The sequence below is a fragment of the Acinetobacter sp. 1207_04 genome (genome assembly GCF_052850415.1).
In genome coordinates this window covers 171,043-197,877 of the sequence record NZ_VXCQ01000004.1, presented here as the reverse complement: position 1 = coordinate 197,877, position 26,835 = coordinate 171,043, and the positions used below count along the sequence as shown (strand labels likewise).

General features: G+C 37.1%; 20 protein-coding genes, 1 other RNA gene and 1 pseudogene. 12 read left to right on the top strand and 10 right to left on the bottom strand.

Annotation, left to right across the window (positions count from 1 at the left end):
* Window positions 1-24: 24 nt before the first annotated feature.
* Entirely contained in the window at window positions 25-423 is a 399-nt protein-coding gene (locus tag FW754_RS05425; protein ID WP_419347167.1) for an outer membrane protein assembly factor BamE, read from the bottom strand.
* 112 nt (window positions 424-535) lie between these two features.
* Here FW754_RS05425 and fur point away from each other — a divergent pair, with 112 nt between their 5' ends.
* Complete coding sequence (fur, locus tag FW754_RS05420) at window positions 536-973, top strand: ferric iron uptake transcriptional regulator (protein WP_409511650.1); 438 nt, start codon at window positions 536-538, stop codon at window positions 971-973.
* A gap of 84 nt (window positions 974-1,057) precedes the next feature.
* Here fur and FW754_RS05415 read toward each other — a convergent pair whose 3' ends face one another.
* Window positions 1,058-2,176, bottom strand: a complete 1,119-nt coding sequence (locus tag FW754_RS05415; RefSeq protein WP_409511649.1) for a PilT/PilU family type 4a pilus ATPase — start codon at window positions 2,174-2,176, stop codon at window positions 1,058-1,060.
* Window positions 2,177-2,204: 28 nt separating this feature from the next.
* Complete coding sequence (locus FW754_RS05410; protein ID WP_409511648.1) at window positions 2,205-3,242, bottom strand: type IV pilus twitching motility protein PilT; 1,038 nt, start codon at window positions 3,240-3,242, stop codon at window positions 2,205-2,207.
* 120 nt (window positions 3,243-3,362) lie between these two features.
* Here FW754_RS05410 and FW754_RS05405 point away from each other — a divergent pair, with 120 nt between their 5' ends.
* The 3 genes from FW754_RS05405 to FW754_RS05395 all read left to right on the top strand — a co-directional run bounded on the left by FW754_RS05405 (window position 3,363) and on the right by FW754_RS05395 (window position 6,024).
* On the top strand, window positions 3,363-4,052 hold the full coding sequence (locus FW754_RS05405; protein ID WP_446324070.1) for a YggS family pyridoxal phosphate-dependent enzyme: 690 nt from the start codon (window positions 3,363-3,365) through the stop codon (window positions 4,050-4,052).
* Window positions 4,053-4,201: 149 nt separating this feature from the next.
* Window positions 4,202-5,023 (top strand): thioesterase family protein, encoded by an 822-nt coding sequence (locus FW754_RS05400; protein WP_446324069.1) that lies wholly within the window; start codon window positions 4,202-4,204, stop codon window positions 5,021-5,023.
* Window positions 5,024-5,265: 242 nt separating this feature from the next.
* Entirely contained in the window at window positions 5,266-6,024 is a 759-nt protein-coding gene (locus FW754_RS05395) for a hypothetical protein (RefSeq protein WP_446324068.1), read from the top strand.
* A 667-nt stretch (window positions 6,025-6,691) separates the two neighbouring features.
* On the opposite strand, the gene FW754_RS05390 is transcribed toward FW754_RS05395, so the two are convergent.
* From FW754_RS05390 to FW754_RS05375, 4 genes are all read right to left on the bottom strand, one after another.
* Window positions 6,692-10,288: an SbcC/MukB-like Walker B domain-containing protein gene (locus FW754_RS05390; RefSeq protein ID WP_446324067.1), complete on the bottom strand. Its 3,597-nt coding sequence runs from the start codon at window positions 10,286-10,288 to the stop codon at window positions 6,692-6,694.
* Between the two features lie 9 nt (window positions 10,289-10,297).
* Window positions 10,298-11,551 (bottom strand): exonuclease SbcCD subunit D, encoded by a 1,254-nt coding sequence (locus FW754_RS05385; RefSeq protein ID WP_409511643.1) that lies wholly within the window; start codon window positions 11,549-11,551, stop codon window positions 10,298-10,300.
* 123 nt (window positions 11,552-11,674) lie between these two features.
* The gene (locus tag FW754_RS05380; protein WP_419347181.1) at window positions 11,675-12,070 is read right to left on the bottom strand and encodes an SMI1/KNR4 family protein; all 396 of its coding nucleotides are present in this window, start codon (window positions 12,068-12,070) and stop codon (window positions 11,675-11,677) included.
* Between the two features lie 357 nt (window positions 12,071-12,427).
* A complete protein-coding gene (locus FW754_RS05375) occupies window positions 12,428-13,069 on the bottom strand; it encodes a hypothetical protein (RefSeq protein WP_446324066.1) in 642 nt (213 codons plus the stop codon).
* Between the two features lie 406 nt (window positions 13,070-13,475).
* Here FW754_RS05375 and FW754_RS05370 point away from each other — a divergent pair, with 406 nt between their 5' ends.
* Both FW754_RS05370 and FW754_RS05365 read left to right on the top strand, forming a co-directional pair.
* Entirely contained in the window at window positions 13,476-13,925 is a 450-nt protein-coding gene (locus FW754_RS05370) for an ABZJ_00895 family protein (protein ID WP_446324065.1), read from the top strand.
* Between the two features lie 149 nt (window positions 13,926-14,074).
* The gene (locus FW754_RS05365) at window positions 14,075-14,980 is read left to right on the top strand and encodes a TIGR01777 family oxidoreductase (RefSeq protein ID WP_419347189.1); all 906 of its coding nucleotides are present in this window, start codon (window positions 14,075-14,077) and stop codon (window positions 14,978-14,980) included.
* A gap of 69 nt (window positions 14,981-15,049) precedes the next feature.
* Here the strand turns inward: FW754_RS05365 and thiO are convergent, their stop codons facing one another.
* Window positions 15,050-16,150, bottom strand: a complete 1,101-nt coding sequence (gene thiO / locus FW754_RS05360; RefSeq protein ID WP_409511638.1) for a glycine oxidase ThiO — start codon at window positions 16,148-16,150, stop codon at window positions 15,050-15,052.
* 454 nt (window positions 16,151-16,604) lie between these two features.
* Window positions 16,605-17,618, bottom strand: a complete 1,014-nt coding sequence (gene hemB / locus FW754_RS05355; RefSeq protein ID WP_419347192.1) for a porphobilinogen synthase — start codon at window positions 17,616-17,618, stop codon at window positions 16,605-16,607.
* A gap of 119 nt (window positions 17,619-17,737) precedes the next feature.
* Between hemB and FW754_RS05350 the strand changes: the two genes are divergently transcribed.
* From FW754_RS05350 to FW754_RS05340, 3 genes are all read left to right on the top strand, one after another.
* A complete protein-coding gene (locus FW754_RS05350; protein ID WP_419347195.1) occupies window positions 17,738-18,277 on the top strand; it encodes a thioesterase family protein in 540 nt (179 codons plus the stop codon).
* A 335-nt stretch (window positions 18,278-18,612) separates the two neighbouring features.
* On the top strand, window positions 18,613-19,761 hold the full coding sequence (locus FW754_RS05345) for an HlyD family efflux transporter periplasmic adaptor subunit (RefSeq protein ID WP_446324064.1): 1,149 nt from the start codon (window positions 18,613-18,615) through the stop codon (window positions 19,759-19,761).
* 4 nt (window positions 19,762-19,765) lie between these two features.
* The gene (locus FW754_RS05340; protein ID WP_446324063.1) at window positions 19,766-21,289 is read left to right on the top strand and encodes a DHA2 family efflux MFS transporter permease subunit; all 1,524 of its coding nucleotides are present in this window, start codon (window positions 19,766-19,768) and stop codon (window positions 21,287-21,289) included.
* 98 nt (window positions 21,290-21,387) lie between these two features.
* Here FW754_RS05340 and glpK read toward each other — a convergent pair whose 3' ends face one another.
* On the bottom strand, window positions 21,388-22,872 hold the full coding sequence (glpK, locus tag FW754_RS05335) for a glycerol kinase GlpK (protein ID WP_446324062.1): 1,485 nt from the start codon (window positions 22,870-22,872) through the stop codon (window positions 21,388-21,390).
* Window positions 22,873-23,001: 129 nt separating this feature from the next.
* Between glpK and ssrA the strand changes: the two genes are divergently transcribed.
* The 3 genes and pseudogenes from ssrA (at window position 23,002) to FW754_RS05320 (ending at window position 26,440) form a co-directional block, all read left to right on the top strand.
* Window positions 23,002-23,360, top strand: a transfer-messenger RNA (tmRNA) gene (ssrA, locus tag FW754_RS05330).
* 169 nt (window positions 23,361-23,529) lie between these two features.
* Window positions 23,530-23,789: pseudogene (locus FW754_RS05325) on the top strand (helix-turn-helix transcriptional regulator).
* Window positions 23,790-24,241: 452 nt separating this feature from the next.
* Window positions 24,242-26,440 carry a TonB-dependent siderophore receptor gene (locus FW754_RS05320; protein WP_446324061.1) on the top strand — a complete coding sequence of 733 codons (2,199 nt, stop codon included), beginning with the start codon at window positions 24,242-24,244 and terminating at the stop codon, window positions 26,438-26,440.
* Window positions 26,441-26,835 lie beyond the last annotated feature (395 nt).

Here is a 26,835-nt window from a genome sequence, read left to right as displayed (position 1 = left end):
GGGTTTTCTTTTATTTTAAAGTGGCTATAGTGGGGGCGCATTTAAAATGGCTTCTTTCGATGATGGTAAGCCTGGTTGAGATTCAGGAATTGTTTCTAAACCTTCAATCTTATTCACGATACCCGTTTCATTGAAGAATATTTTTAAATGTTGACCATGTGCTGCTGGAATTTTAGCTTTTTTAGCATAGGTTCCCGGAATATAGTTGTAGATATAGTCCCAGCGTAAAGGATTCATAGGATCTGTTATTGTTGGACTGCCCAGTAAAAAACGAACCTGCTGGTAAGTCATGCCTACTTGAACTTTTGAAGCTTGTGCCTGAGTTAATGGTGTACCTTGTGGAATATCAACTTTATATACTCCAAGAACAGAACACCCACCAAGCAATGAAGCGACGAATAACGTCAGCATGATTTTTTGCATTTTGCTACACTATCCCAAATTAATTATGATGCATTTGATCCACGGATAGATCATACTGCATCTCAACTCTGTTTCATATTCCAACTTAAAATTTGTTGAGAGACCTTTTTATATGGCTATTTCAAATCAGGACTTACGCAAAGCTGGACTGAAAGTTACTTTACCACGAATCAAGATTTTGGAATTATTGGAAAATTCAAAACAACATCACTTGAGCGCGGAAGACATTTATAAAACATTGCTGGAGCAAGGGGAAGACGTTGGTCTTGCAACAGTATATCGTGTGTTAACGCAATTTGAAGCGGCGGGGATTATTCAACGCCATCATTTTGAAAACAATCATTCTGTTTTTGAAATCATGCAGGACGATCACCATGACCATCTTGTATGCCTAAATTGCAGTAAAGTCGTTGAATTTACAAATGATACGATTGAGCAAGAACAGCATGATGTTGCAGATAAATTTGGTTTTACCCTAACAGGTCACTCTTTGAATTTGTATGGTTATTGCGATTCTGCTGAATGTCAGGAAGCTTATCGTAAAAAATAAAATCACATAAATACAACAAATTAAAAGGCGCTAAATTAATTTAGCGCCTTTTTGTGACTTCAATACTTACAAGTACTTTTTGTATTATTGACCATCAAAAGTCAATTTACTGCCTGAATTTAACAATTGAGAACCACCTTCTTCATCCAATTTAATTTGCAGACGCAAGTCGTTTGGTGAGTCTGCATGTTTCAATGCATCCTTATAGGTAATTTGACCAGATTTATACAAATCAAATAGTGCTTGGTCAAAGGTCTGCATGCCGAGTTCACGAGAACGCTTCATCAAATCTTTAATTTCATGGACTTCACCTTTACGGATTAAATCTGAAATTAATGGAGAGTTGATGAGAATTTCAATTGCCGCACGACGTGAATTGCCATCAGGCGTTGGAATTAACTGCTGTGCAACCATTGCTTTTAAGTTCAGTGACAAGTCCATGAACAGTTGGCTATGACGATCTGATTCGAAGAAGTGAATAATACGGTCGATGGCTTGGTTGGCGTTGTTCGCATGTAGGGTTGCAAATACAAGGTGACCTGTTTCTGCAAAGGCAATGGCATAGTCCATTGTTTCACGAGAACGGATCTCCCCAATCAAGATCACGTCAGGTGCCTGTCGTAGTGTATTTTTCAGCGCAATTTCAAATGAGTCGGTATCAATTCCAACTTCACGTTGAGTGATGATACAGCCCGCATGTTGATGCACAAATTCAATCGGGTCTTCAATGGTAATGATATGACCTTTAGAATTCTGATTGCGATAACCAATCAGTGAAGCCAAAGACGTTGATTTACCTGTACCCGTCGCACCAACAAAAATAATGATGCCACGCTTGGTCATTGCCAAATCTTTCAAAATTGGTGGTAATTTTAATTGCTCAGGCGTTGGAATGACGGTTTCAATTCGACGCAGAATCATTCCTGGTTCATCACGTTGCTGAAATGCACTGACACGAAAACGTGCAGTTTTATCCTTATTCATGATTGCAAAGTTGCATTCACGCGTATCGGCAAATTCTTTACGTTGTTTGTCACTCATAATTGAGTTCACCAACTGACCAACTACTTCACCTGATAGTTTTGTTTTGGCAACAGGCATAATTTGCCCGTTTATTTTCATTGATGGTTCAACTTCGGCAGTGACAAATAAGTCCGATGCCTGATGTTCAATCATCATGTTCAGTAAGTCATTAAAGTCCATCTTTTACTCCCCCAAGAACGCTAAATTATTATAAGAATGATTCTGGTTGTTTTGCGGCGGTACGTGCTGCTTGAGGGCTGATTACACCTTTTGAAACCAATGTTTTTAAACTTTGATCTAGTGTAGTCATACCATAGTTTGCACCAGTCTGAATCGCAGAATACATTTGTGCAACTTTATTTTCACGTATTAAGTTACGAATGGCAGGAACACCAATCATAATCTCATGTGCAGCTACACGACCGCCACCCGTTTTTTTCAATAGCGTTTGTGAAATAACGGCTTGTAATGATTCAGATAACATAGCGCGAATCATATCTTTTTCTTCAGCAGGGAATACGTCAATTACACGGTCAATGGTTTTTGCCGCAGAGGTCGTATGTAGCGTACCAAATACAAGGTGACCCGTTTCTGCCGCCGTCAATGCAAGACGAATGGTTTCAAGGTCACGCATCTCACCGACCAAGATAATATCAGGGTCTTCACGCAGTGCTGAGCGTAGTGCTTCATTAAAGCCATGTGTATCACGATGGACTTCACGTTGGTTGATTAGACATTTTTTAGATTGATGTACAAATTCGATAGGATCTTCGACCGTCAAAATATGGTCATAGCGATTGTCATTAATATAGTCAATCATGGCTGCAAGCGTGGTTGATTTACCCGAACCTGTAGGGCCTGTGACCAAAACAATCCCACGTGGATAATCGCAGATATCTTTAAAGATTTGACCTAGACCCAAATCTTCCATGGTTAAAACTTTTGATGGAATGGTACGGAATACACCACCTGCACCACGGTTTTGGTTAAATGCATTGACACGAAAACGAGCCACGCCCGGAATTTCAAATGAAAAGTCCGTTTCAAGGAGTTCTTCAAAGTCACGTCGTTGTTTATCATTCATGATATCGTAAATGAGACGATGGACATCTTTATGTTCAAGGGCAGGAAGGTTAATACGGCGTACTTCACCATCAACACGAATCATGGGCGGCATACCCGCTGAAAGATGTAAGTCTGATGCACCGTTTTTAACTGAGAAAGCCAATAATTCAGTAATATCCATAATTTCCCCAAAGAAGGTTTTTGCTTATTTGTTTTATTGCATAATATAAGGTATCGCTCAGCTTAACCAACATTTAATTAATTCTAAGCTGAAAAAATTGCTGAAATGAGATATCCGTCAATGAATGATTTGAACCAAGCCCGTAATCAGGTACTCGCGCAAATTCGAACTGCCTGCGAACAATCCAATCGTGATCCTAAAAGTGTTCAACTTTTGGCGGTGTCGAAAACCCAAGCAGCTCATGTTTTACAGCAGATGTATGCGACAGGGCAACGTGCATTTGGTGAAAATTACTTGCAAGAAGCCTTAGATAAAATTGATACTTTAAAAGACCTTGATATTGAATGGCACTTTATTGGTCATGTTCAACGTAATAAAACTAAACCTTTAGCAGAAAATTTTGCTTGGGTACATGGCGTAGATCGTTTGATCATTGCCGAGCGATTATCTGCACAGCGTGATGAAAACTTACCTAAGTTGAATGTTTGTATTCAAGTGAATATTGATGCACAAGATTCTAAAGACGGTTGTCAGCCTTATGAAGTTGCAGACTTAGTTGCAAATATCAGTCAACTTCCAAATATTCGCTTACGTGGTTTGATGGTTATTCCTGCACCTGAAAATTTTCATGCATTCAAAGATACTCAAGCATTGTTTGAAAAAGTACGAGATCAACATACTCAAGTTGAAGATTGGGATACGCTCAGCATGGGCATGTCAGCGGATATGCAAGATGCAATTGCAGCAGGAGCGAGTATTGTTCGAGTTGGGACAGCATTATTTGGTAAACGAGATTATCCAATCATTTGATCATAGCTGTCGTTAATTTATTTATGATGTTTTTAAAACTGAACTTAACAGATCATTTTGAAAGCAATTATTAGACTTTTCCACCGATTTTCAGTACAAACAATGGTTAAGAAAACATTGATTGTGAAGAAAACAAGAGTGAAAAGGATATGTCAGCGTATTACCAATTATTGAAGCGACAGACCGATGCAGATGGAACCGTAATTAGTCATTATCAATCGACAGTGTATGTACAAGGAGCATGGAATCCAAATGAACAGCATATGGCACCAGTAACGGGGTTGTTATGTGCTGAGCAAGAGCAATTTATGCCTCGGGATAATATGCGGATTGGACGTATTAGTCTCGATATTTTTGGCTTGATTGAGCAAGGTGAATTTTCTATTCATACGCAAGTGATTCGAGCAGGAAAAACCATCGAATTGGTTGAGTCAAAAATGCAGAGTAAAGGTAAAACCTTAGTGGTTTGTCGCAGTTGGCGTATGCAGCAGCAAGATACGACTGCTATTCAAGGACTTGAGGATCAATTACACATTCCAATTGAAAATAGACTCGAAGGTTTCCCTGAGAATTTACCAAAGTTTGACGAAATGTATCAGTGGGAGGGTGGATATATTCGTACCGTTGAAGCACGTACAGCGGGGCATAGACAAGGCAAAGGGATGGTGTGGTTTCGTAGTCCGTTAGAACTTATTCAGGATGAGAAAACGACTGATTTTGCACGTATTTTGAGTTTGGTTGATTTGGCAAATGGAACAGTACCAAGACAAACTCGTCCTTTAGATTGGGGTTTTCCAAATTTAGACTTACAGATTCATTTATACCGTGTACCACAAGGTGAATGGCTAGGCTTAGAGGTTGTTCAGCAATATGGTGCAGATGGTATTGGTTTATCGAGTGCGGTATTACATGACACGCAGGGGCCTTTTGGACGCAGCGAACAAATTTTAACGCTCAGACCAATGCGTTAATTTTCAAGCTATTTTGATCGTTTTATAGATGAATTATCAAAACGTTGATGGTGAATCAGCGTTTTTTAACCAGTGTTATATTATTACAAAAAAATAAAAAATATCTCATAGCAAGATACATAAGTCAGCGTTAGTCTCAGAATTGATAATAGTCTAAGTTCCTTCAAAATCCTCAGAATGTGAATGCTAAAATATTCTGAAGAAACTCTATACCTAAAATAATGATTCCAAAGGAATAGCTTATGAAAAAATTATATTTATTGTTCTTTTTATTGCTTGGATTTGTGCTTTCGGCATGTTCACAAAAGGCAGAAGAACGTTCATCACAAATGACAACAGAAGTGACCAATGCAGAAGCTGCTAATCAGGCTGCCAATAATAGTGTTGCTAAAGATGAAAAACTTGGTACAGGTTGGGGAGATGAAATTGATTCTCATGTGACCGAAATTGATTTAAAACGTAAGTCAAATACGCCACTTTCAGAAACTTTGGTGCAGTACGCTGACAAAGCCTATAAAGGTCGTGAAGTAAAATCGATTTCTATTGCTGCGGGTAAAATTAGTTTCTCTATTGTTGATGATCATGGTGATAAATTGGCGTTATATCGTGTTGGACAGCGTTATTATTTACGTGGTCAGCAAGGTCAAAGCTATCAATTGCATTATGAGAATAATACAGGCAAAACCTTTGAAATTGTCAGTAGCGTTGATGGGGTTGATGTCATTGATGGAAGTGAGGCATCACGTAGTCATTCGGGTTATGTTTTGCATCCGCATGATGAATTGACTATTGAAGGTTTCCGTAAAAGTGAAAATGCTGTTGCTTCTTTTACCTTTAGTAAACCGAAAGACTCCTATGCTGCGAATTCAGATAATGGTTCAATTCGAAATACAGGGATTATTGGTACAGTAGTCTATGAGTTGAAAGTACCTGAAGTTGATGCGCAATCAAGCAATAAATATGCACCACCACCGAATGCTTTTCCAAAAGATCGGGACTAATTTTAGAAGCGCTATTTTGTGTTGATTTAATAATTTCAAAACAGAATATTAACTGCTTCATGTTTTGTTATAGTGGTTTATTGTTCGACTCACTTAAATGAATTGGAAACTAAATTTTCAATTCATTTTTTTCGATGAATTTTATAAATATTTTAAAAAAATCTAGAAATGAAAAGATTAATGACATTATGCATGTTCTATTTAAAGTTTAAATTCAGTCAATATTTTTTCAAATGCTTTTACCAAGATAAGTCCTGATCAGTTTAAATTTGAAATTGCTCCACAAGCGACATTTGAAAAATTTATAAAAAATTAGAATTTTATCAATGATGAATTACAAGAAGCAGTTGATGCTTGGGGGAAAACTAGATGAAAGTGTAGAAATTTGATTTCCAGTTTATGTGTATTATGAAAATCTGATCGCTATACTTGAAAGTAATACGCAGTATGGAAAACAGTTTGATGCCTAGTTAGAAGGTGGAATGGTCGCTTTTGATGCCACTTTAAACAGTGTTCAAAGTGAATTGAATTTAGCAAGTGAGTTATGTCAAAAGGCCAAAATCAATATGCCTAAAAGCGGATCATTAGATAATTCTACTCATATTTAATTGAGATAAAATAGGGCTCTACTGTAGAAAGCCCTATTTAGCTAAACATAAACTAACTGTTAGCTGACGACTTCAATGGTGCTTGCGCCAGCACCTAAAGGGCGTACCTGAATTTGTACAGGAATACGTTCATGCATTTCTTGAATATGTGAAATCAATACGACTTTGCGTCCTTGATTCTGTAATTGATCGAGTGCATTCATGACCATATGCAGACTCGATGCATCAAGTGTTCCAAAACCTTCATCAATAAATAGACTTTCAATTTTCGTGCTACCCGATGCCATATTGGCAATTGCAAGTGACAAAGCGAGGGCAGTCAAGAACGACTCTCCACCCGAAAGTGATGCCACAGAACGTGTTTCACCATCCATATCATGGTCAATAATGGCAAGGCTGAGTGAGTCATCTAGGCGTTTTAAAGTATAACGCTGTGACAACATCGTAAGTTGCTGATTGGCATGTTCGAGTAAAATATCAAGGTTGTATTGTTGTGCATAATCACGGAATTTTTTACCGTTGGCATCACCCATTAAGCCTGAAATTTTACTCCATCGATGCTCCTCAACTTGAATCTCAGCAATTTGATCCGCAAATTGTTTTTGCTTGGCAATATTCTGCTGATGTAGCTCAAGTTTTAGTTTGAAGCTATCTCGAACTTCCAACTGTGATTTAAGGCTTTCAGTATTTTGTACAATCAATTGCTGTAACTGCGTCAGATCAATATCAGGTTGATGTTGTAGATGTTGAGCCAACTGTTCTTGCATGGTTTTAAATGAGCCAAGGGCTTCAGTTAATAAATGCTCAGCCGTTTGTAATTGCTGACGAATATGTTGTTCTTGTGCAGGGCTGACTTGTGCCAATTCACTTAAATCTTGCATTTGGAAATTACTATGCTGATTGAGCCATTGCTCAATATTTATATTGATGTTCGCAGAATGCTCTTGGTTTTGTGTGACTTGTACTTTGAGTTGATCAAGCTGATTTTTATCATGTTCAAATTGATGACGTAGTGATTCAAAACTTTGTTTTAACACTTGATAGTTTTGTTGCACTTGACGTTTTTGAGTATCATATTCCGCCAACCACTCTTGTGGCTTATCCGCTTGAACGCCCGATATTTTGTAAATTAAGGTCGATGCTTTTTCAGTATTATCAATTCCTTCCTGTTTTTTTATTTCAGCATTGTGTCGTTCTTGAACAATGAATTTTTGTATATTCTCAAGCTGTAATTGATTGGTCTTTGCTTGTTGAATATTGAGTTCAAGCTGTTGCTCTACCGATTGTAATTGTTCACGCTGTAAAACACGTGTATTTAAACGTGCCAAAATGAGTTGCGCTGTTTGGCTACTATGCTGTTGCCATTGTTGCTGCTCATCTAAACTTAGACAATCTACAATGAATTGAACCTGCATCTGTAAGTTCTGAGCGGACTGTAGTAGATGTTCGGTCTTTTGAATTTGTTGCGTAAGTTGCTGTTGCTGTTTAATACTTTGATTGAGTTGCAACGTTTGTACATCACACTGTTGTAAATCCTTCTCAAATTGTTTAGTAAAAATATGAAATTGTGTATTTATTTCTGCCTGAGATTGAGTGAGATTGAGCTGAATGTTAATAGACTCTGTTTGCTGAATTAAAGCAGATTGCACAGCCATCTTTTTGTCAGTAAGTGTCTGAATCGTATTCGTAAATTGCTCAACTTGCGTATTTAGTTGAGTTTGTTTTTCCTGAATGTTTTGCCATATATTTAAGTGGCGCTGTTCGTTTTCAGTAGCTTGATGTTCTTGTTGTTGATGTAATTCAAACAAAGCTTTTGATACCGCAGAATCATCCATTTTAAATGGATGAGACGTGCTGCCACAAACAAAGCAAGGTTCACCATCGTGTAATTGTGTACGTAAATTTTCTACATTTTCAGCATGTAATAGACGTTGTTGTTGCAAAATAGCATGTAATTTTAAGCGTTCATTTTTTGCAGATTGAAAGAGCTGTTCTGCTTCGATCGCTTTATTTTTCACACTTTGCCATTCTACAGTTGTGGTCGCTAGTTTGTCATGCCACTGCACAGTTTCATTATTTAGATCAAAAAAATGGGTGAGTTTTTGCTGAATTGAATCTAATTTCGTATGCTGCTGAAAAAATTGATCACGTTGCAGACGAATGCTCGTCATCTTCTGCTCAATTTGATCGACTGTACCGACTTGCGCTATTGACTGTGCTAACTGTATTTTTTGTTCAGCAAGCTGCTGCTCTGCCTGAACGAATTGTCCAAGTTCATCTTCAATTTTTTGATGCTGCGGAATAAATTGTTTTAACTGATGTAGATGTGTTGTTAAGCTTTGGTCAAGATTTGAAAATTGTTTTGTACTTTCGAGTTGTTGCAGAATTTGAGTCAGTTGCCCCGTAAGCTTTTCGTGATTTTGCTGAAGTGATTCAGATTCAGTCGTGAGGGGTTTTTCATCATTAGTTAAAGCTAAAATTTTATTTTGAATGCTTTTGTATGTTTTACCAATAAATTCACGCTCTTGCATATAAGTACGAATGTGATCTAAGGCTTCGCGGTGTTCATGTTCAAATTGATGTGCATGAGTTTGTGCATCTTCAGCTTGTGTGAAGTCAGTTTTTTCGGCATCAAAACGAGTTTGTAAGGTATCAAAATTCAATTGTTGCTTTTGGATTTTAGGTACAAGTTGTTGTGCTATTTTGACTAATTCTTGTTGTTGATCGACCTGAGACCGAATTTCAGAAAAAACCTCTAAACGAGCCAATTGTGTACGTTCTGAGGCTAAATCTTGCTGTATTTTTTGATTTTTATCGACAGCCTGTTGTTTTGTAGCAATGTCGATATGCAATTTTTGCTGACGTTCAAACCATTGTCGTTGTTGCTCAAGTTGTATTTTTTCAGTTTCAAATTTTTTATAGTCAGTATCAACTTGGTTAAATTGAAGATTTAATTCAGTGACTTGTTCATCGCTTAGTATGTCAACATTGCCGAGGAAGCTTTCCAATTCTTTACGTTTTGAAGCTACAGCTTTTGTTCGTTCAAATGCTAATTGTCCAATTTTGGCAAAAATTGCAGAATCTGTTAGATATTCAAGTAACTCGCCACGTTCATTGTCACGTGCTTTTAAAAATGCAGTCACTTCCGATTGTGCTAAGAGTACCGCTCGTGTGAATTGTTCAAAACTGAGTTGTGTGATTTTTTGAATGCTGATGTCAACAGCTTTAGTTTTGTCTGCAACGGTAACACCATCGGTAATACATTTTAAATAGCGTTGCACACTCTGTAGTTTTCCGTCAGCTTTTTCACGTGAACGTTTTAGCTCCCAACGTGCCAAATAGATTTTTTGATCTTGTGCGACAAAGGTTAGTTCGGCAAAACCATGTGCTGTTCCTCGTCTAAGTACGGTTAAAGGTGAGTTAGTTGGTAGTTCTGAGCCATCTATATCTTGAAGCTTACCATCACTGTCTTTCAAGCGTGGAATTCTATTAAAGAGTGCAAGACACATTGCATCTAAAATAGTCGATTTTCCTGCTCCAGTTTTTCCAATAATAGCAATTAAACCTGCTGAAGCTAAAGGTTCAGCCTCAAAATCAATAAAATGTTCACCTGCAAGTGATGCTAGGTTTTTAATACGAATTGATAAAATTTTCATGTTAAATCCTTATGCTTCACGCTCATCTTCAAGTGATTTTTCTGCTTCTTGTATCAAACTTAAAAAGTCTTGGAGTACAGCATCATCATTTGAATAGCCTTGTTTTTGCCAAATTTGCTGAAACAACTTTTTAGGTGTTGGCGGCTCTAAATGAACTGAAGTTGCAGCGTCATTTTGATGGTCGGTGACAAGGCGCTTACGGAAAATTCGTACAATTCGATAACGATTTTTGGGAATAATTTCTTCAATGTGTTGGCGTAAATTCGGTGGCGGTGGTACAAGGGTAAAGTATTCAATATCCACAAATTCACGCTGATCAATCTCGGTAATTTCACCTTCAGCTAATGTTTGAATCTGTGCAAGAACATCGGTTAATTCTCCTGCAATTTTATGCAGTTTGATTGGTCGGGGTATGTAAATTGGCTCAAAGGTAAAACGAGATTCATCTGTTTGAATTGGATCAATGGTGACTTCAATAATCTGATGTTTATAGTTAATTTCGCTAAAAGAGAGTGGTAGGGGCGAACCGCTATAGCGAATATGCGCTTGTCCAACTTTTTGTGGTTTATGTAAATGACCGAGTGCGACATAATCAATCACATCATCAAATAATGCTGTCGATAAGGCTTCTTCGTTGCCAATAATAATTGGGCGTTCAGATTCAGAAGTTTCACTGCCTTGCATGTGCGCATGTGACATCAGAATCAGCGCTTGATCATCCGTTTTACGTTGCTTGGCTTCAGAAATGAGCTGTTGATGTACATAAGCAATGGCATTTTGACTGTTTGTTGTTTGCTCATTTAAGCCTGTTATTTCAGACGAGCGTAGAAAGGGAAGAGCCAAGCACCAAGCCACAGTCTTTTGCTGTTCATTGGTAATGGGAATAAGGAGATGATCCAAATTGATTTGACCATCGTCATTTTTATGAATTACACCCACAGATTTAGCATTGTATTTTTCAAGTAAAGGTTCGACTTGTTCAATGCGATAGCCTGAATCATGGTTACCAGCAATCATGAGTGTTTGCATGTGTGGTGCGATGTCGTGTGCATCGGCTAAAAATTGGTAGAGTTGTTTTTGTGCCGCCGAAGCAGGATTAATAACATCAAAAATATCACCAGCAATGAGTAAGGCATGTGGTTGTTTTTCTTTGATTTGTATAAGTAACCAAGCTAAAAACTGTTCATGTTCAAATTGGCGTGAGTGACTATGAAAGTATTGTCCTAAATGCCAATCAGAAGTATGAAAAAAACGTACAGTCATAAGAACTCAAGTATTTGAAATGCTCAAGGTAATTTAACACGTTTTATTTATTTGACACGGCTTTGCTTAAAGTACAATGACAATTTATATCGGTTTATATGGGTAATATGATTGATTTTAAACTTATAAAAGTACTTGAAAATCATCAGCAATTTTTTTAATTTCGGTTGTACCATGAAACCAAATAAACACAGGTTCTGCATGTTCACTCGAAAGCGTATTTTTAGGCAGAAAAATAAGGTAATCACCATTTCCATTTTGAGCAAATGCAATGGCTTGCTCAGGAAAGCCTGCCCATTTTCTTATTTGGCGAGTTTCAAAGATAATATTGCTATACGTCCGCATTTTTCTCTTGATATCAGCTTGATCAAAAAAAGGAAAGATATGCCAAATATCATCTCGAATTTCAATTTCTCCACCATTGTTTTGCATCATTCTATTTCTAAAGGATGAAGGGAATCTGTAGTTTAATTCTTGTTCGGCGATAACGATGTATTGTTCTTCAATTGGGAATGGCATGATGAGATACCTATTTTTAAGTTATAAATTTTTTATGGGGTTAATTTGACAAAACGTGTTGCTAATGGCTCAAAGTAACTTTTTGAATATTTATTAGAAATTATAAAATTTTCTTTAGGTGTTTGTCCACTAAAGGCTAATATTTATACTATAGTTGTATCAAATTTTAAAGCCTAAATAGTTATTAAGTTTTTGTTTTTTAATTATTTAAATTATTTTTTTGATAAGTGATTAAAATTCATTATCAATATTTATCCTTATGGTCTAGACATGTTAATTAGAATTTTTTTTAAAATTACTTCACAAAATAGCCATTTATAAATTGTGAAAATTCTTCATTTAAACGTTATTTTTTTATTATTTCACTTGTACATTTTGTAATGCTTGATACAGCTTATCTAAAAATTTTTGTTGCTCTGAATTTTCTTTGAAATAGCGTTGATAGTTCACGCTACAACTTTCGACATCAAGAATGTTCTTTTTATTGAAAGACCAATCATTGCTATTTTGTACAGTAATGCCTAAGTTATCATTACAGCTATCCCATAATTTTGAAAATTGTGATTGATTATGAGCATTGAGCTTTGATAAATCCGCATAAACGCTATATCCCGTCATTTCAGAGTTAAAAAATTTATTAATAGAATAAATAGGTACACCACCCCAAATGAATGTTGAACCTTCAGGAAAATCAATCGTTGTCAGTTTTTCTTCAGAAAGCGGTTTTTGTTGTTGTCCTTTTTTGAAATAGGTAATTTCGTAGGTCAGTTTTGTTCCTATGGGTACAGCGATATTTTTGATATTTAAAGGTTGTGTAGTAATGAAATAAGGATAATTGGGTTGAGCATTATGACCTTCAGCATTGGCATTATGGGAAATAGATAAAACTGAACCGAGCAAAAGCGTAGAAAAAAGACAATGTGTTTTTTTGCTGATCTTTTTGTGAGGAATGTGGTTATGAGAAATAAAGTATTTTTTCAAATGGATAGATTGAGTCATTATATTTTTCATTTTTATTTTACCTCACTATTTTGATGAAGTATGTCATTTTGCTACCAATAAGGTGATGAGGAATTGTATTTGATATGTTTAAAATGGGTGTTAAATTTCAAAAAAAAGGCAAAATAAAGCCGACGATTCGAGTGATGAGTAAATCGTCGGCCAAAATACTTTGTGATCTAGGATTTGGACTGCTGTTCCAAATCGTATCCACATCGTATGGATTTTATAGCTCAGGGAGTCAAGGTTGTCAGGCTTATTTGCGGATGCCGGTGCAAATAAAAATGACTTTTATGAACCTTATGCATATATAACGACAACAAGTTTCAATTGGTTGACATAAAATTTAAAAAATATCGAAATATTTTCTATACTGTCTGTATATTTTGTTTTTTGGATAAGTTTTATGACCTCTTTAAGACGGTATTTTTTGTGGTTTTTTATTTTATGTTTGATTATTACTCTCATTGTTGGTGTAATCGCAGCCCTTTTGCCAACAGGGTTTGGAGGAATTTTAACAGCAATTCCTTATTTGTTTTCCATGATTTTTGTGCTGTATCTATTTTTAAAAAAAGAACGCCGTGCGCCGAGTGAAAATGAACGAAAAAAATTAACCTTGGGCTTCACATTCATTTTTTGGGCTTATAATATTTTAGGTGTGATTGCCGGTTTGGCATTATTTTCACGTAAGGACCCAGAGGTTTGGCAAAATTTTATGTTGTATTTGCAACAAGCCAACTTTATTAGCCTGATATTGATTTTACTATTGGTCTTAGCTATTCCTTTGTATTTGATTACATGGTGGTTTTACGGAAAACAAGCACAGCGTATGGCTGCTAAAATGTATCCGAATTAAATTTGAGTTGATTTTATTTTAAGCACTTATTCATGTTATAACTCAGTCATCAGTATTTTATGGCTATTGATATAATTGACAATATTGAAGTTGATTGAAGATGCAATAGCCACCCAATAATCACAGATGAAAAGAATGAAAGGTGGCTTATGATTCAAGAAAAAGTATTGGTCACAGGGGCTTCAGGTTTTATTGGACAACGCCTTGTTAAGTTTTTACTTGATCGTGATTTTCAGGTCATTGCTTTGACCCGTCAGGCAAATCGTGTTGCAAAACATCCAAATATGAAATGGATTCAGCATTTCGATGAGATTCAAACGCATCAAATTGATTATGTAGTCAATTTGGCAGGTGAAAGTATTGGTGATGGACGTTGGACAGATGCACGAAAAAAACAGCTGATTCAAAGTCGAGTTGAAACGACACAGCAATTGTATCGCTATTTGCAAAAAAATAAGATGAAACCGAAACGTATTATTTCAGGTTCTGCAATTGGTTTTTATGGCATTGACCCATCTGAACTTTGGGCTAAAAGTTGTAATGAGCATAGTGAACCACAAGCTATTTTTATGTCAGAGCTCTGCCAACAGTGGGAACAAGAAGCACTGAAAGATGCTGAGCAAGATACACGTATTATTCGATTAGGTATCGTGTTTGGGCAGGGCGGTGGTATTTTACCGAAAATGTTATTACCCATTAAATTAAATTTGATAGGAAAAATTGGATCAGGTAAACAGCCGATCACTTGGGTGCATATAGATGATGTCATTCAAGCCATTTACTTTTTATTTAAAACCACATCAACAGATAAAATTTATAACGTTGTTGCGCCTGACCATATTTCTCAAGCTGAATTTGCAAATATCACGGCATTAACTTTAAAACGTAAACCATTTTTATGCCTACCTGCATGGGTGATGCGTTTGATGATGGGCGAGCAGTCACAATTGGTGCTCAATGGGCAATATGTAAAGCCAAACGCATTGATGGAAGCAGGATTTAAGTTCAAATATTCTGATTATAAATCGGCATTGAAAAATATCATGGGTGAATAATTTCGCTATTTCTAACATGATTATTTGGGTAGTTTTTTAAATCGCTTAATGTTTGTGTATCAAATCTTTTTAAATCAGTTGTAATGGTGAATAGGCTGTAGGATCAACATTTGTCGGTTGCTTTAACATCAGTTGTCTAAGCAATTGTGCCGATGATGGTCCCATACATAAACCATTTCGATAATGTCCGAAATTTGCCCAAAGATTTCCAATATTTGGCATTTGTCCAATATAGGGAATACCTGTGGGGGAGCTTGGGCGTAAACCTGCCCATTGTTTTACAATCGGAAAATTGGCAAGTTCAGGGACTATTTGCGTACAGGCTTTAAAAATATTTTGTTGAGTCTGCACCGATGGTCGATGCTCAAAACCAAGATGATTCATACTCGAACCACAGACCACATGACCATCTAAACGAGGAATCAGATACATGACCTGATTCATACACATGGTCGGTAGCCAATTTTCAGGCGTTTTAAAGAGCAACATTTGCCCTTGTACTGGTTCAACGGGAATCTGAACGTGTAGTTGCTTCGACCAATGATTTGACCATGCACCAGTTGCAATCACAAATTGATCGGCAACGAATTTTTTCCCATTTTGTGCTTGAATCGATTGAATTTTCCCGTATTGAATGTGGAATTCATCAATCCATGTGTTTTCATAAATCTTGACTTGAGGGTGCTGTTTTAAATATGCCGTGAGTGATTTTAATAATCGTGGATTACGCACATTGGCAAGCTGTGGAAAATGAATTGCATGTTGAAATGCTGTTGAAATATGCGGATTGACATGTTCAAGTTGTTCACGTTTTAAATATTCACAGTGTTGCATCGGCTCATTGTATAAATTTTTATAATTCAATCCAATTTCAAAATTATCTTCATCAAAAATTAACATACCAGTTTCATTAATTTGAAAATCGATGCCTGTTTTGGGTGATATTTTTGCATTCCAGTGTTGATATAAAGCTTTACCATCTTTTGCTAAGTGATTGACTTCACGCGGATATCGCCATGGATACATCGGGGAGAGAATTCCACCACCTGCCCATGAAGCAGCATGTCCTGTCTGTTGTTGATCAAATAGACTTATTTCACAGCCTTGCTCTACAAGTTCGAGTGCGGTCAGTAATCCGCTGACCCCTGCACCGATAATGGCGATGTGCATGCTGTATTTCTGTTTAAAAATGTTTAGATATTAGAGCATATTGAAAATAGCATTGTGAATATTTTTCTTTATATACATAAAAATTATTTTCAATTTCACTTATGCATAAAAAAGATAAGCATGCCATTTTTAGTTGGATTACAAAATGTTTTAAACAAAATATGATTTCCTTAATTGATATTAAGGTCACCACCATGAATGAGTCAAGATATTTTAGGGCTTGCATATAGTTATAAATATTGATGTAAAACTGTAAGGTTCTTGCAAAAATTAAAACTGAGTATTGATCATTATTTAAATTTTAAGTTGGAGATTTCTTCTTGTGGGATTGAGGCGTTAACTCTGCAAGAGTAAAGGGGGAATTAAAAAACCTATTGTTATATGGTAAATTTTAAGATCAAAAAAGCTTCATATTAATGAAGCTTTTTTGTTGATGTATTTTTTAAGATAAAACTTATTTCATCTCTTTTAATTTACGTGCTGCATCTTCCGCGAAATATGTCCAAATACCATCAGCTCCGGCACGGCGACAGCACATGAGTGATTCCATAATGACGCTATCTGACAACCAACCATTTTGAATGGCAGCTGCCAACATTGCATATTCACCACTGACCTGATAAACAAATGTTGGTACGCCAAAAGTATCTTTCACTTCACGCACAACATCTAAATATGGCATACCTGGTTTCACAATGACCATGTCTGCACCTTCTTGAATATCGAGTGCAATTTCATGCAATGCTTCTGCACGGTTTCCAATATCCATTTGATACGTGTATTTATTGCCACCTTTTAAGTTGCTTGATGAACCGACTGCATCGCGGAATGGCCCATAGAAACTTGATGCATATTTTGCTGAGTACGCCATAATGCTTGTATAAATATGACCATTACTTTCAAGCGCTTGGCGAATTGCACCAATACGACCATCCATCATGTCACTTGGAGCAATCACATCTGCACCTGCTTCGGCATGGCTGAGAGATTGTTTGATAAGGGCTTGAACGGTTTCATCATTCAAGACAAAGCCAGTTTCATCCAAAATGCCGTCTTGACCGTGCGTGGTATAAGGATCAAGCGCACCATCTGTGATGAGTACCATTTCAGGCAATTCTTTTTTCAGTAGGCGTAAAGTGTTTTGTACTAAACCATCTTCATGCCAAGCAGCTTCTGCCAATAAACTTTTGTCTTCTTGTGGCGTTACAGGAAAAAGTGCAAGCTTCGACACACCCAATTCAAGTAAGGTTTCTGATTTCTTAAGCAACAGATCGGCTGAAAGACGTTGCACATTCGGCATGCTTGGAATGTCTTGGCTTTGATTTTGACCCGGAAGTACAAATACTGGATAAATAAGATGATCTGCTGTTAAATGCGTTTCGCTAACCATAGCTCTGAGTTGATCATTCTTGCGGATACGGCGCATACGAGTTGCAGGAAACGCTGGACGATTGAACGTATAAGTCATAACAATCTCATTATTCAGTATTAAACTAGTGGCTTATTGTAGACTCTTAATATTTTTTTTTGGAAAAAAGTGTGTGCTTTTTTCTTGATGATGTCGATTTGGAAAAGCGGTGATGTAAAATGAATGATTCTCCTCAAGATTCGCTTAAAAGTGATTCAACTCTCCAAGAGTCACAAAAGAAGTGGACAGGTAACTTACATTTAGGTGCTAAAGCTGATATCAATGTCGTACTTAATCAGTTAACGCAAGCATTTAATGGTTCACCTTATTTTTCTCATAACGCCATGCAAATGCGTGTAGTTGATGGTGAAATTGAGGGTTTCATTGAAATGAAACCCTACTTGATTGGAAATGTTGCTTTTCAAATTTTACATGGCGGTGTTGCTGCAACTTTACTTGATAGTATTGGTGGCATTGTCGCAATGGGAGAATTATATAAACGCGCTGAAGCCGATCAACTGCCCGATACACTTAAAAAAGTTTCACGCCTTGCGACAGTCGATATGCGTGTAGATTATTTGGCACCGGGTCGTGGCGAGTATTTTATTGCTCGTGCTGAAACACTCCGTATGGGACGTAAAGGTTGTACCATGCGTATGACAATGAGCAATAATGAAGGGAAGGCGATTGCCACTGCTATTGCATCTTATGCGTATTGATTAAATTGACAAAGTGTACTAATTGGTACACTTTGTACTCATTGTGTCAAAACAAACCATTAAAATAAGCATTCTGGTGGCTTATTTTTTATTTAAAAGAAGAATAGAATCAATAGTATTGCTTTAAAAATTAAAATTAAACTATAGAGTTATTTTTTTATTCTCATATTGTGATTTTTCATAGTAAAATTAGACCCTAAAATTTTAAGAAATTGACTTGACCATCTTCAATACAAACCTTCCAATACCATAAACTGTGATTCAGACTATCTTCAGATTATAGGTTTAGAGTGTGCTGATGTTTTGACCGAGTTTAAGTCAGTTAGGAATATGCGATGACCGAAGCACAAAATACACCTGATCCACAAATTGAATCGTCAGAAACTGACCAAGCAATGAAAACCAAGCGTAAGAAGTTACTCAGTATCTTTGCGGTGATTCTCATCATTATTGCGCTTGTGTATTCAATTTATCATTTAGTATTTGGACAGACAGTCAGCACAGACAATGCTTATGTCGGTGCAGAAACGGCTGAAATTACTTCAATGGTGAATGGGCAAGTTGCCGAAGTTAAGGTCAGCGATACACAGCAAGTGAAACAAGGTGATGTGTTGGCTATCGTTGATCCTCGAGATGCACAAATTGCACTTGCACAAGCACAGGCGGAACTTGCTAAAGCTAAACGTCAATATACGCAAAGTTCTGCAAATAGTAGTTCGTTATCATCTCAAATTATGATCAGTAGTGATGACATCAATAGTGCCAAAGCGCAGGTGGCACAATCACAAGTGGCACAGCAACAAGCACAACAAGAGTTTGATCGTCGAAATAAACTCAGTGCTTCGGGGGCAATTTCTAAAGAAGAGTTTACCAAATCACAAAGTGCTTTAGACAATGCTCAAGCTAATTTGAAAGTGGCACAAGCAGCTTTAGCACAAGCTGAATCGAAACGTAAAGCAGCCCAAAGTAATTTGGATGCCAATGAAGCACTTATTAAAGGTGCATCACAGTCTTCAACGCCTGATGTATTGGTTGCACAGGCAAAAGTTGAACAGGCTCAGTTAGATTTACAGCGTACAGAAATTCGTGCACCACTTGATGGTGTGGTGGCACGTCGTAGTATTCAGGTGGGACAACGTGTTGCACCTGGTTCAATTTTAATGCGTATTGTTCCAATCAATCAGCTTTATGTTGATGCGAATTTCAAAGAAAGCCAATTGGAAAAAGTTCGAGTTGGGCAAACGGTTACATTGACATCAGATTTATATGGTGATGATGTTGAATATCACGGTAAGGTCATTGGTTTTTCAGGTGGAACAGGTTCAGCATTTGCCTTAATTCCTGCACAGAATGCGACAGGGAATTGGATTAAAGTGGTTCAACGTTTACCTGTACGTATTCAACTTGATTCAAAAGACTTGGAAAAATATCCTTTACGTGTTGGTCTTTCTATGGAAGCGACCGTTGATTTAACAAAGAATTAAGATCATGAATACTCCAGTATTTCATGATCTGAAGGGCGGAAGATTAATTTTCGCTGCCTTCGTTTTGGCATTGGCAAACTTTATGGTCGTACTCGATATGACCATTGCCAATGTGTCGGTACCGCATATTACTGGCAGCTTAGCAGTATCAAGTTCGCAAGGCACATGGGTCATTACCTCTTATGCAGTTGCCGAGGCGATTTGTGTTCCACTCACAGGGTGGCTGGCAGGGCGTTTTGGTGCAGTTCGAGTCTTTTGTATTTGCCTGATTGGTTTTACGCTATTTTCAATTTTATGTGGGCTTTCAAATAGTTTAGCCATGCTTGTGATTTGTCGTATCGGGCAGGGTTTATTTGGTGGACCAATTATGCCGCTCAGTCAAACATTGCTGATGCGAATTTTTCCACCCGAAAAACAGGCTCAAGCCATGGGCATGTGGGCAATGACCACCGTTGTTGGTCCAATTCTCGGTCCAATTTTGGGTGGGACCATCAGTGATAATATGTCTTGGCACTGGATTTTCTTTATCAATATTCCTGTCGGGATTTTCTGTGCTGTTGCAGCAATGCGCTTATTAAAATCGGCAGAAACACCAATTGCAAAATTGAAAATTGATAGTGTGGGTTTAGCATTGTTGATTTTATGGATTGGCGCATTGCAGCTCATGCTTGATCTTGGACATGAACATGATTGGTTTAGCAGTAGTCTCATTTGGATTTTGGCAGGCATTACCATTATTGGTTTTATTGTCTTTGTGATTTGGGAAATCACCGAAAAGCATCCTGTGGTGAATATCCAAATTTTCAAATATCGTGGCTTTACCGTTGCGACCTTATCACTTGCTTTTGCCTTTGGCGCATTCTTTGGCAGTATTGTATTGATCCCACAATGGTTGCAAATTAATCTAGGTTATACAGCTTCTTGGGCAGGTTATCTGACAGCAACAATGGGGTTTGGTAGCTTGTTGATGTCACCCATTGTGGCAAAACTAGTGACGAAATATGACCCAAGAGCATTGGCGAGTTTTGGTCTGATTTTAATGGGTGTAGTCACCTTGATGCGTTCATTTTGGATTACAGATGCCGACTTTATGATTCTGGCATTGCCACAAATTATTCAAGGTTTTGCTGTACCATTCTTCTTTATTCCTTTAACCAATATTGCACTTGGTGCGGTTCGTCCTGATGAACTTGCATCTGCAGCGGGTTTAATGAACTTTGTTCGTACTATGGCAGGCGCGATAGGGGCATCCATTGCTGTTACGATTTGGGATGATCATGCCAAACTTGCACGCAGTGAAATGGTATCGAGTATGCATGTTGAAGAGACACAGCAAAATTTAATGCAGAATGGCTTTAGTTCCGAGCGAGCATTAGGTGTTATATCTAATCTTGTCGATAAAGAAGCACTGACAATGTCAGTCAATCATGTTTTTTTGATTTTTGCGATGTTATTTATTTTTGCAGGGCTGTTTATTTGGTTAAGTCCAAAGCCGAAAGGTTCAGTTGGTGCAGGACATGCACATTAAAATTTATGATTCTTAGCATAATTTAGAATATAAAAAGCCCGATTTAATGATCGGGCTTTTTTATGATTTTTATATTGCTCAAATGTCGAGGCTTTTACTTAAAGCGAAGATTTTGCACGTTGTAAGGCACTATTCCATTGTTCTAAATGGAAAGTCCGCTGATCGTTACTCATATTGGGTTCAAAAGACCGATCAAGTTGCCAAGATTCTGCTATCTGTTGTAGATTATCAAATACATCTATTTTTAAGCCAGCCATTGCTGCTGCACCCCATGCGGTAGATTCAAGCAATTTGGGACGTAAAACAGGAACATTTAATATGTCTGCTTGAAACTGCATGAGCATATCATTTTGGCTTGCACCACCATCGACACGTAACTCTTTTAAGGGTTGGTTAATGTCAGATTGCATAGCGGTAAGGACATCGGAAACCTGAAAAGCAATTGATTCTAAGGCAGCACGGGCAATGTGGGCTTTATTTGTTCCTCGTGACATACCACAGAGTAAAGCGCGCGCATCGGTATCCCAATGGGGTGCGCCTAATCCTGTAAATGCTGGAACAAGTACGACACCATCAGTGCTATTGACTTGGCAGGCAAGTTTTTCCACTTCAGTACTATTTTTAATAATACCCAAACCATCTCTTAGCCATTGCACTATAGCACCTGCCATAAAAACACTGCCTTCTAAAGCATAACTGGTTTTATTTTGGCAGTTCCATGCGAGTGTGGTGAGTAGTTGATTTTGGCTATACTGTAGTTTTTCACCGGTGTTAAAGAGCATGAAACATCCTGTGCCATAGGTGTTTTTCGCCGTGCCAGCTTCAAAGCAAGATTGACCAAATAGTGCAGATTGTTGATCGCCCATGACACCCGCAATTGGAATTTCTGCACCCAATAAACCAGGAGCAGTATTGGCGACATATTCATCTGAACGAATAATTGTAGGTAAAACTGAACGTGGAATATCAAACAGTTCGAGTAGTTCAGTGTCCCACTGTTGAGTTTCAAGATTCATCAACATGGTACGAGAGGCATTACTTACTTCAATAACATGCTGACTCCCTTGAGTTAAATTCCAAATTAGCCAACTGTCAATAGTACCAAAAGCGACATGACCTTGTTGTGCGAGTTCTCTTAAGCCATCAATATTTTGTAATAACCATACTAGTTTTCCTGCACTAAAATAGGGGTCAATGCGTAGCCCAGTTTTTTTATGAATTTTATTCATTTTGTTGTTTTGTAATAGGCTGTTGCACCATTCTGCCGCACGGCGGTCTTGCCAAATAATGGCAGGAGCGAGAGGGGTACCTGTACGTTTGTCCCAAACGACTGTAGTTTCTCGTTGATTGGTTAGTCCGAGTGCTTTGATATCTTTAGCGAGAATACGGGCTGAAGCCATGGCTTGTTGCACAACCGCAATTTGTGTCGTCCAAATTTCTTGTGCATCTTGTTCGACCCAACCCGAATATGGCGTTTTAATGTGTGTTTCTCTTTGAGCGGTCGCATGTACTTTTCCATTTTCATTAAAAATGATTGCGCGGCTCGAAGTCGTTCCTTGATCAAGTGCTAGTAAATAGCTCATCGTTTTTCTGTTATTAGCTTAAAAAAGAAAATATTAGCGTATTTATACTCATTAGCGTATCAAGAAGTGTAATTGTTTGAAAATATGATCGTATTTTTAATTAAATATGTTATGATAACTGCGTACTTTGGGGGTGTTTCTGGCTTCGACGCTGGTGATGAAACTCATAGATGCATGCCGAGAGCGCATTTTCTCTCGTAAATCAAATTTGCATTTTTTAGTCGCAAACGACGAATCATACGCTCTAGCTGCCTAAGGGCAGCTTGTCCGCCTCTCCGAATACTTGTGGTTAGAGAGTCCGACTGAAGCGCACGCACACAAGTCCGTATTAAAGCCACGCCTCGGGGCTTTGTACTAAATTTAGAGGATCGCCTGAGTATCCTGTTCGTCGGGTCACAAAGGGTTAAAATAATAGACGATATCTAAGCATGTAGTATTCTCGAGCGTAGTGCTGGCGGACGCGGGTTCAACTCCCGCCACCTCCACCAAATACCTAGTTTTATATGAACTAATATAGTGAAATATAAAACGGAAAGGCTTAATCCTAAAGGGGTTAAGCCTTTTTTTATGTCTAAACATAACGAACTATAGTGTACATGCATCGTGTACACTGTGTTGTACATTACACATTCTATTGAACTCGTTGGTGTACAAGCCATGAAAAGAACAAATATTAAAAGACGCGCTATATCGGATACGGTACTTATAAATCTTAAAGCTAATCAAATTATTCATATTAAAGAAGTCATTCAATTCACAGATGTTAGCTGTTCAACTATATATGAAATAATGGATGAGTTTGCACTGTATCATGATCCAACATTCCATAAGAAATTCAAATCACGCAAAACCGTATTGGCTGGTCTGTTTATGAAATCCATCAATGCATTGAAAATCGGTTTGAGAGTCGAGAATAAGTTAAGCAGTGTTAGCTCTAGTATTTTTTTTGTTCAAAATTAATCTGTACGACATATTTTGGCTTTCAACAGATATTTAAAATGAGTGTGCTGAAAAAAAGGGAGACTTTCACTTGGTAAGCTAAAGTAGATATTACAAATTATATACAGCTATTTTAGAATCCGCGAAGAATTCAGAAAGATTTATATTCTAAGACACCAAATCAAATGATAGATAAATTTATAAGTTGATTGCATAAAATCTCCCAAATGAGACCTCCCTTTAATTTCAGAATACATGAATATAAAAATGTGATGAATTTTAGTATGAATATTAATAAGAATTGTTTACTATTGTAATTGGGAATTATTACCGTTTGAGGTGTTCAGTCTAACGCTTAGACAACTTGGCTGAATGTATGATTCTTACTCATTTTATGTTGTAACAGTAAATAATTTAAGAGGCATAATCCATGCAACAGCAAAAGAACATTCGTAAGTTAGCTAAAAGAAATTATTTAACAAAAATGATAAAAATCATTATGCTAGGTGCAACATATGTTGCCACAACTGCTGTAGTACATGCTTCTGACGAGACAGAAAAAAGTAATGTGGTAGAGACTAAGATCCTTCCTACGATCACGATTATAGCCAATCAGCTAGGTGGAATAACAGAAAATAGTGGAATATACACACCAAGTACAATCGCTACTGCTACGCGTTTAGTTCTAAAGCCAAGAGAAACACCACAGACAATTAGTGTCATTACTCGACAGGAAATGGATGATTTTAACTTAAATTCTATTGATGATGTAATGCGCCATACACCTGGTGTTAGTGTTGTCACTTATGATAGTGAAAGGACTGAATATTATTCACGTGGGTTTGCTATTCAAAATTTTCAATACGACGGGATTCCTATGCGTCGTGATTCAGCATATTCAGCGGGTAATACCTTAAGTAATACAGCAATCTATGATCGTATTGAAGTCTTAAAAGGCGCAACGGGATTATTAACAGGTGTAGGTGATCCTGGAGCTACGATTAATTTAATTCGTAAAAAACCGACTAGCGAATTTCAGGGTAGTGCATCAGTTGGGGTAGGCTCATGGAATACTTATAGTGGTGAAATTGATTTAAGTGGACCACTTAATGACTCTGGTACTTTTCGTGCCCGTGGTGTTGCGGCATATCAGGATAAAGAATCTGAATTGGATCACTATGAACGTAAAACCCCCGTTTTTTACGGCATAGTAGAAACTGATTTGACAGATAAAACACTTTTGACTGTTGGTGCTGATTATCAAGATAGCAAACCTGAAGGATCAACTTGGGGCGGTATACCCATTTATAATACAGCAGGTAATTTCAATAAAATGCCCGCTAACTTTAATAATGGTGCCCGTTGGAGTAATTGGGAGCAATATACACGGACGATTTTTTCAACTTTAGAGCATAAATTTGATAACGATTGGGTAGCTAAACTACAGTTAAATCACCAAATCAATGGTTATGATGCGCAGTTAGGTGCAGCTGCAGGAGGAAATCCAAATCCAATCGATGGAAGTGGTGTCTCTATGTGGGCTGGAAATTATAAAGGTGAGACAAAAAGCAATGCTGCTGATATATATGCAAGCGGACCATTTAAATTACTTGGACGTGAACATGAATTGGTTGTAGGTGCAAATATTTCGGAAAGTACATGGAAAAATAATGGCTATAGCGCACCAAATGATTATAAGACCACTGTAGATCAATACTATCAATGGAATGGCAATGTACCAGAACCTGATTGGCAAGCAGGTAGTCATTGGACAAATAAAGAAAAGACCAAACAAAATGGATTATATGTCACATCTCGTTTGAATTTACGAGATGATTTAAAATTGATTTTAGGAGGCAGGGTTGCCAATTATGAATCAGAGGATATTAAAGAATCTGGAGTTTTTGTACCATATATTGGTACAGTCTATGATTTAAATGACAATTATTCTCTTTATGCGAGTTATAGCACAATATTCTCACCTCAATCTAATAGAGATGTAAATGGAAAAACACTTGATCCACAAGAAGGTGAGAACTACGAAGTAGGCGTAAAAGGGGAGTTTTATGATGGTCGTTTAAATGCGAGTTTGGCATATTATCAGCTTAAACAAGACAATTTTGCTCAAGAGATTGCTGGTGTGACAACCCCTTCTGGTGATGCTGCATTTGAAGCGATACAAGGCGTTAAAACTAAAGGTGTAGAATTAGAAGTTACAGGTGAGATTATGCCTGATTGGAATCTACATGCAGGTTTTAATCATAAAGTATCGAAACAACAAGAGAGTAAGGTGAGTACGTTAACACCTGAAAATGAGTTTACACTTTATACTAGTTATAAAGTTAATCAATGGGTTGAGGGTTTAACCATAGGTGGTGGTGTACGTTGGCAAGATGAGACATGGGGTAATGTACATAATCCACAATATACAGACCCTGTAAAACATACCGTTTCTGATTATTGGCTAGTTGATGCAATGGCTAATTATAAACTCAATGATCAGCTATCATTTTCATTTAATGTGAATAATCTTTTAGATGAAAAGTATTATACGATTTTTAGCTGGTATAGCACTTATACATGGGGTGAAGGGCGTAACTATAATTTAGGACTCAAGTATAAGTTTTAAAAAATATTAGGATTTTATGTTATGTAGCAACCTTTTTTAAAATAATAATTTTAGAATGGGTTGCTTTTAAGTATTTTAATAAAATTTATCTTATAAAAAATTAAAAATAAAATTTTCCTAAATTATAAAAAATCAAATACCAACTTCGGTATGGAGTTGATCTAATTCCGTAACTTTATTTAATACTTCTGTACGAAGATAAATTTCATTAATTAGATTTTAATATACAAATTCAATGGATTAGATACAATTTCATGTTAGTTGTGATACTCGTTGCTCCGATTTGAGTGGACGATGAGCCTAGCTTCGAGTTTACACCTATTGCTAAGTATGCCACAATTTTTGATATTTACGAATCCAATTGCACAACAGCAAGTGCTTTCTAGAATTTTTTT

Coding starts and splice junctions, on each gene's coding strand:
- FW754_RS05425 (WP_419347167.1), bottom strand. CDS start 423: ATGCAAAAAATCATGCTGACGTTATTCGTCGCTTCATTGCTTGGTGGG.
- fur (WP_409511650.1), top strand. CDS start 536: ATGGCTATTTCAAATCAGGACTTACGCAAAGCTGGACTGAAAGTTACT.
- FW754_RS05415 (WP_409511649.1), bottom strand. CDS start 2,176: ATGGACTTTAATGACTTACTGAACATGATGATTGAACATCAGGCATCG.
- FW754_RS05410 (WP_409511648.1), bottom strand. CDS start 3,242: ATGGATATTACTGAATTATTGGCTTTCTCAGTTAAAAACGGTGCATCA.
- FW754_RS05405 (WP_446324070.1), top strand. CDS start 3,363: ATGAATGATTTGAACCAAGCCCGTAATCAGGTACTCGCGCAAATTCGA.
- FW754_RS05400 (WP_446324069.1), top strand. CDS start 4,202: ATGTCAGCGTATTACCAATTATTGAAGCGACAGACCGATGCAGATGGA.
- FW754_RS05395 (WP_446324068.1), top strand. CDS start 5,266: ATGAAAAAATTATATTTATTGTTCTTTTTATTGCTTGGATTTGTGCTT.
- FW754_RS05390 (WP_446324067.1), bottom strand. CDS start 10,288: ATGAAAATTTTATCAATTCGTATTAAAAACCTAGCATCACTTGCAGGT.
- FW754_RS05385 (WP_409511643.1), bottom strand. CDS start 11,551: ATGACTGTACGTTTTTTTCATACTTCTGATTGGCATTTAGGACAATAC.
- FW754_RS05380 (WP_419347181.1), bottom strand. CDS start 12,070: ATGCCATTCCCAATTGAAGAACAATACATCGTTATCGCCGAACAAGAA.
- FW754_RS05375 (WP_446324066.1), bottom strand. CDS start 13,069: ATGACTCAATCTATCCATTTGAAAAAATACTTTATTTCTCATAACCAC.
- FW754_RS05370 (WP_446324065.1), top strand. CDS start 13,476: ATGACCTCTTTAAGACGGTATTTTTTGTGGTTTTTTATTTTATGTTTG.
- FW754_RS05365 (WP_419347189.1), top strand. CDS start 14,075: ATGATTCAAGAAAAAGTATTGGTCACAGGGGCTTCAGGTTTTATTGGA.
- thiO (WP_409511638.1), bottom strand. CDS start 16,150: ATGCACATCGCCATTATCGGTGCAGGGGTCAGCGGATTACTGACCGCA.
- hemB (WP_419347192.1), bottom strand. CDS start 17,618: ATGACTTATACGTTCAATCGTCCAGCGTTTCCTGCAACTCGTATGCGC.
- FW754_RS05350 (WP_419347195.1), top strand. CDS start 17,738: ATGAATGATTCTCCTCAAGATTCGCTTAAAAGTGATTCAACTCTCCAA.
- FW754_RS05345 (WP_446324064.1), top strand. CDS start 18,613: ATGACCGAAGCACAAAATACACCTGATCCACAAATTGAATCGTCAGAA.
- FW754_RS05340 (WP_446324063.1), top strand. CDS start 19,766: ATGAATACTCCAGTATTTCATGATCTGAAGGGCGGAAGATTAATTTTC.
- glpK (WP_446324062.1), bottom strand. CDS start 22,872: ATGAGCTATTTACTAGCACTTGATCAAGGAACGACTTCGAGCCGCGCA.
- FW754_RS05320 (WP_446324061.1), top strand. CDS start 24,242: ATGCAACAGCAAAAGAACATTCGTAAGTTAGCTAAAAGAAATTATTTA.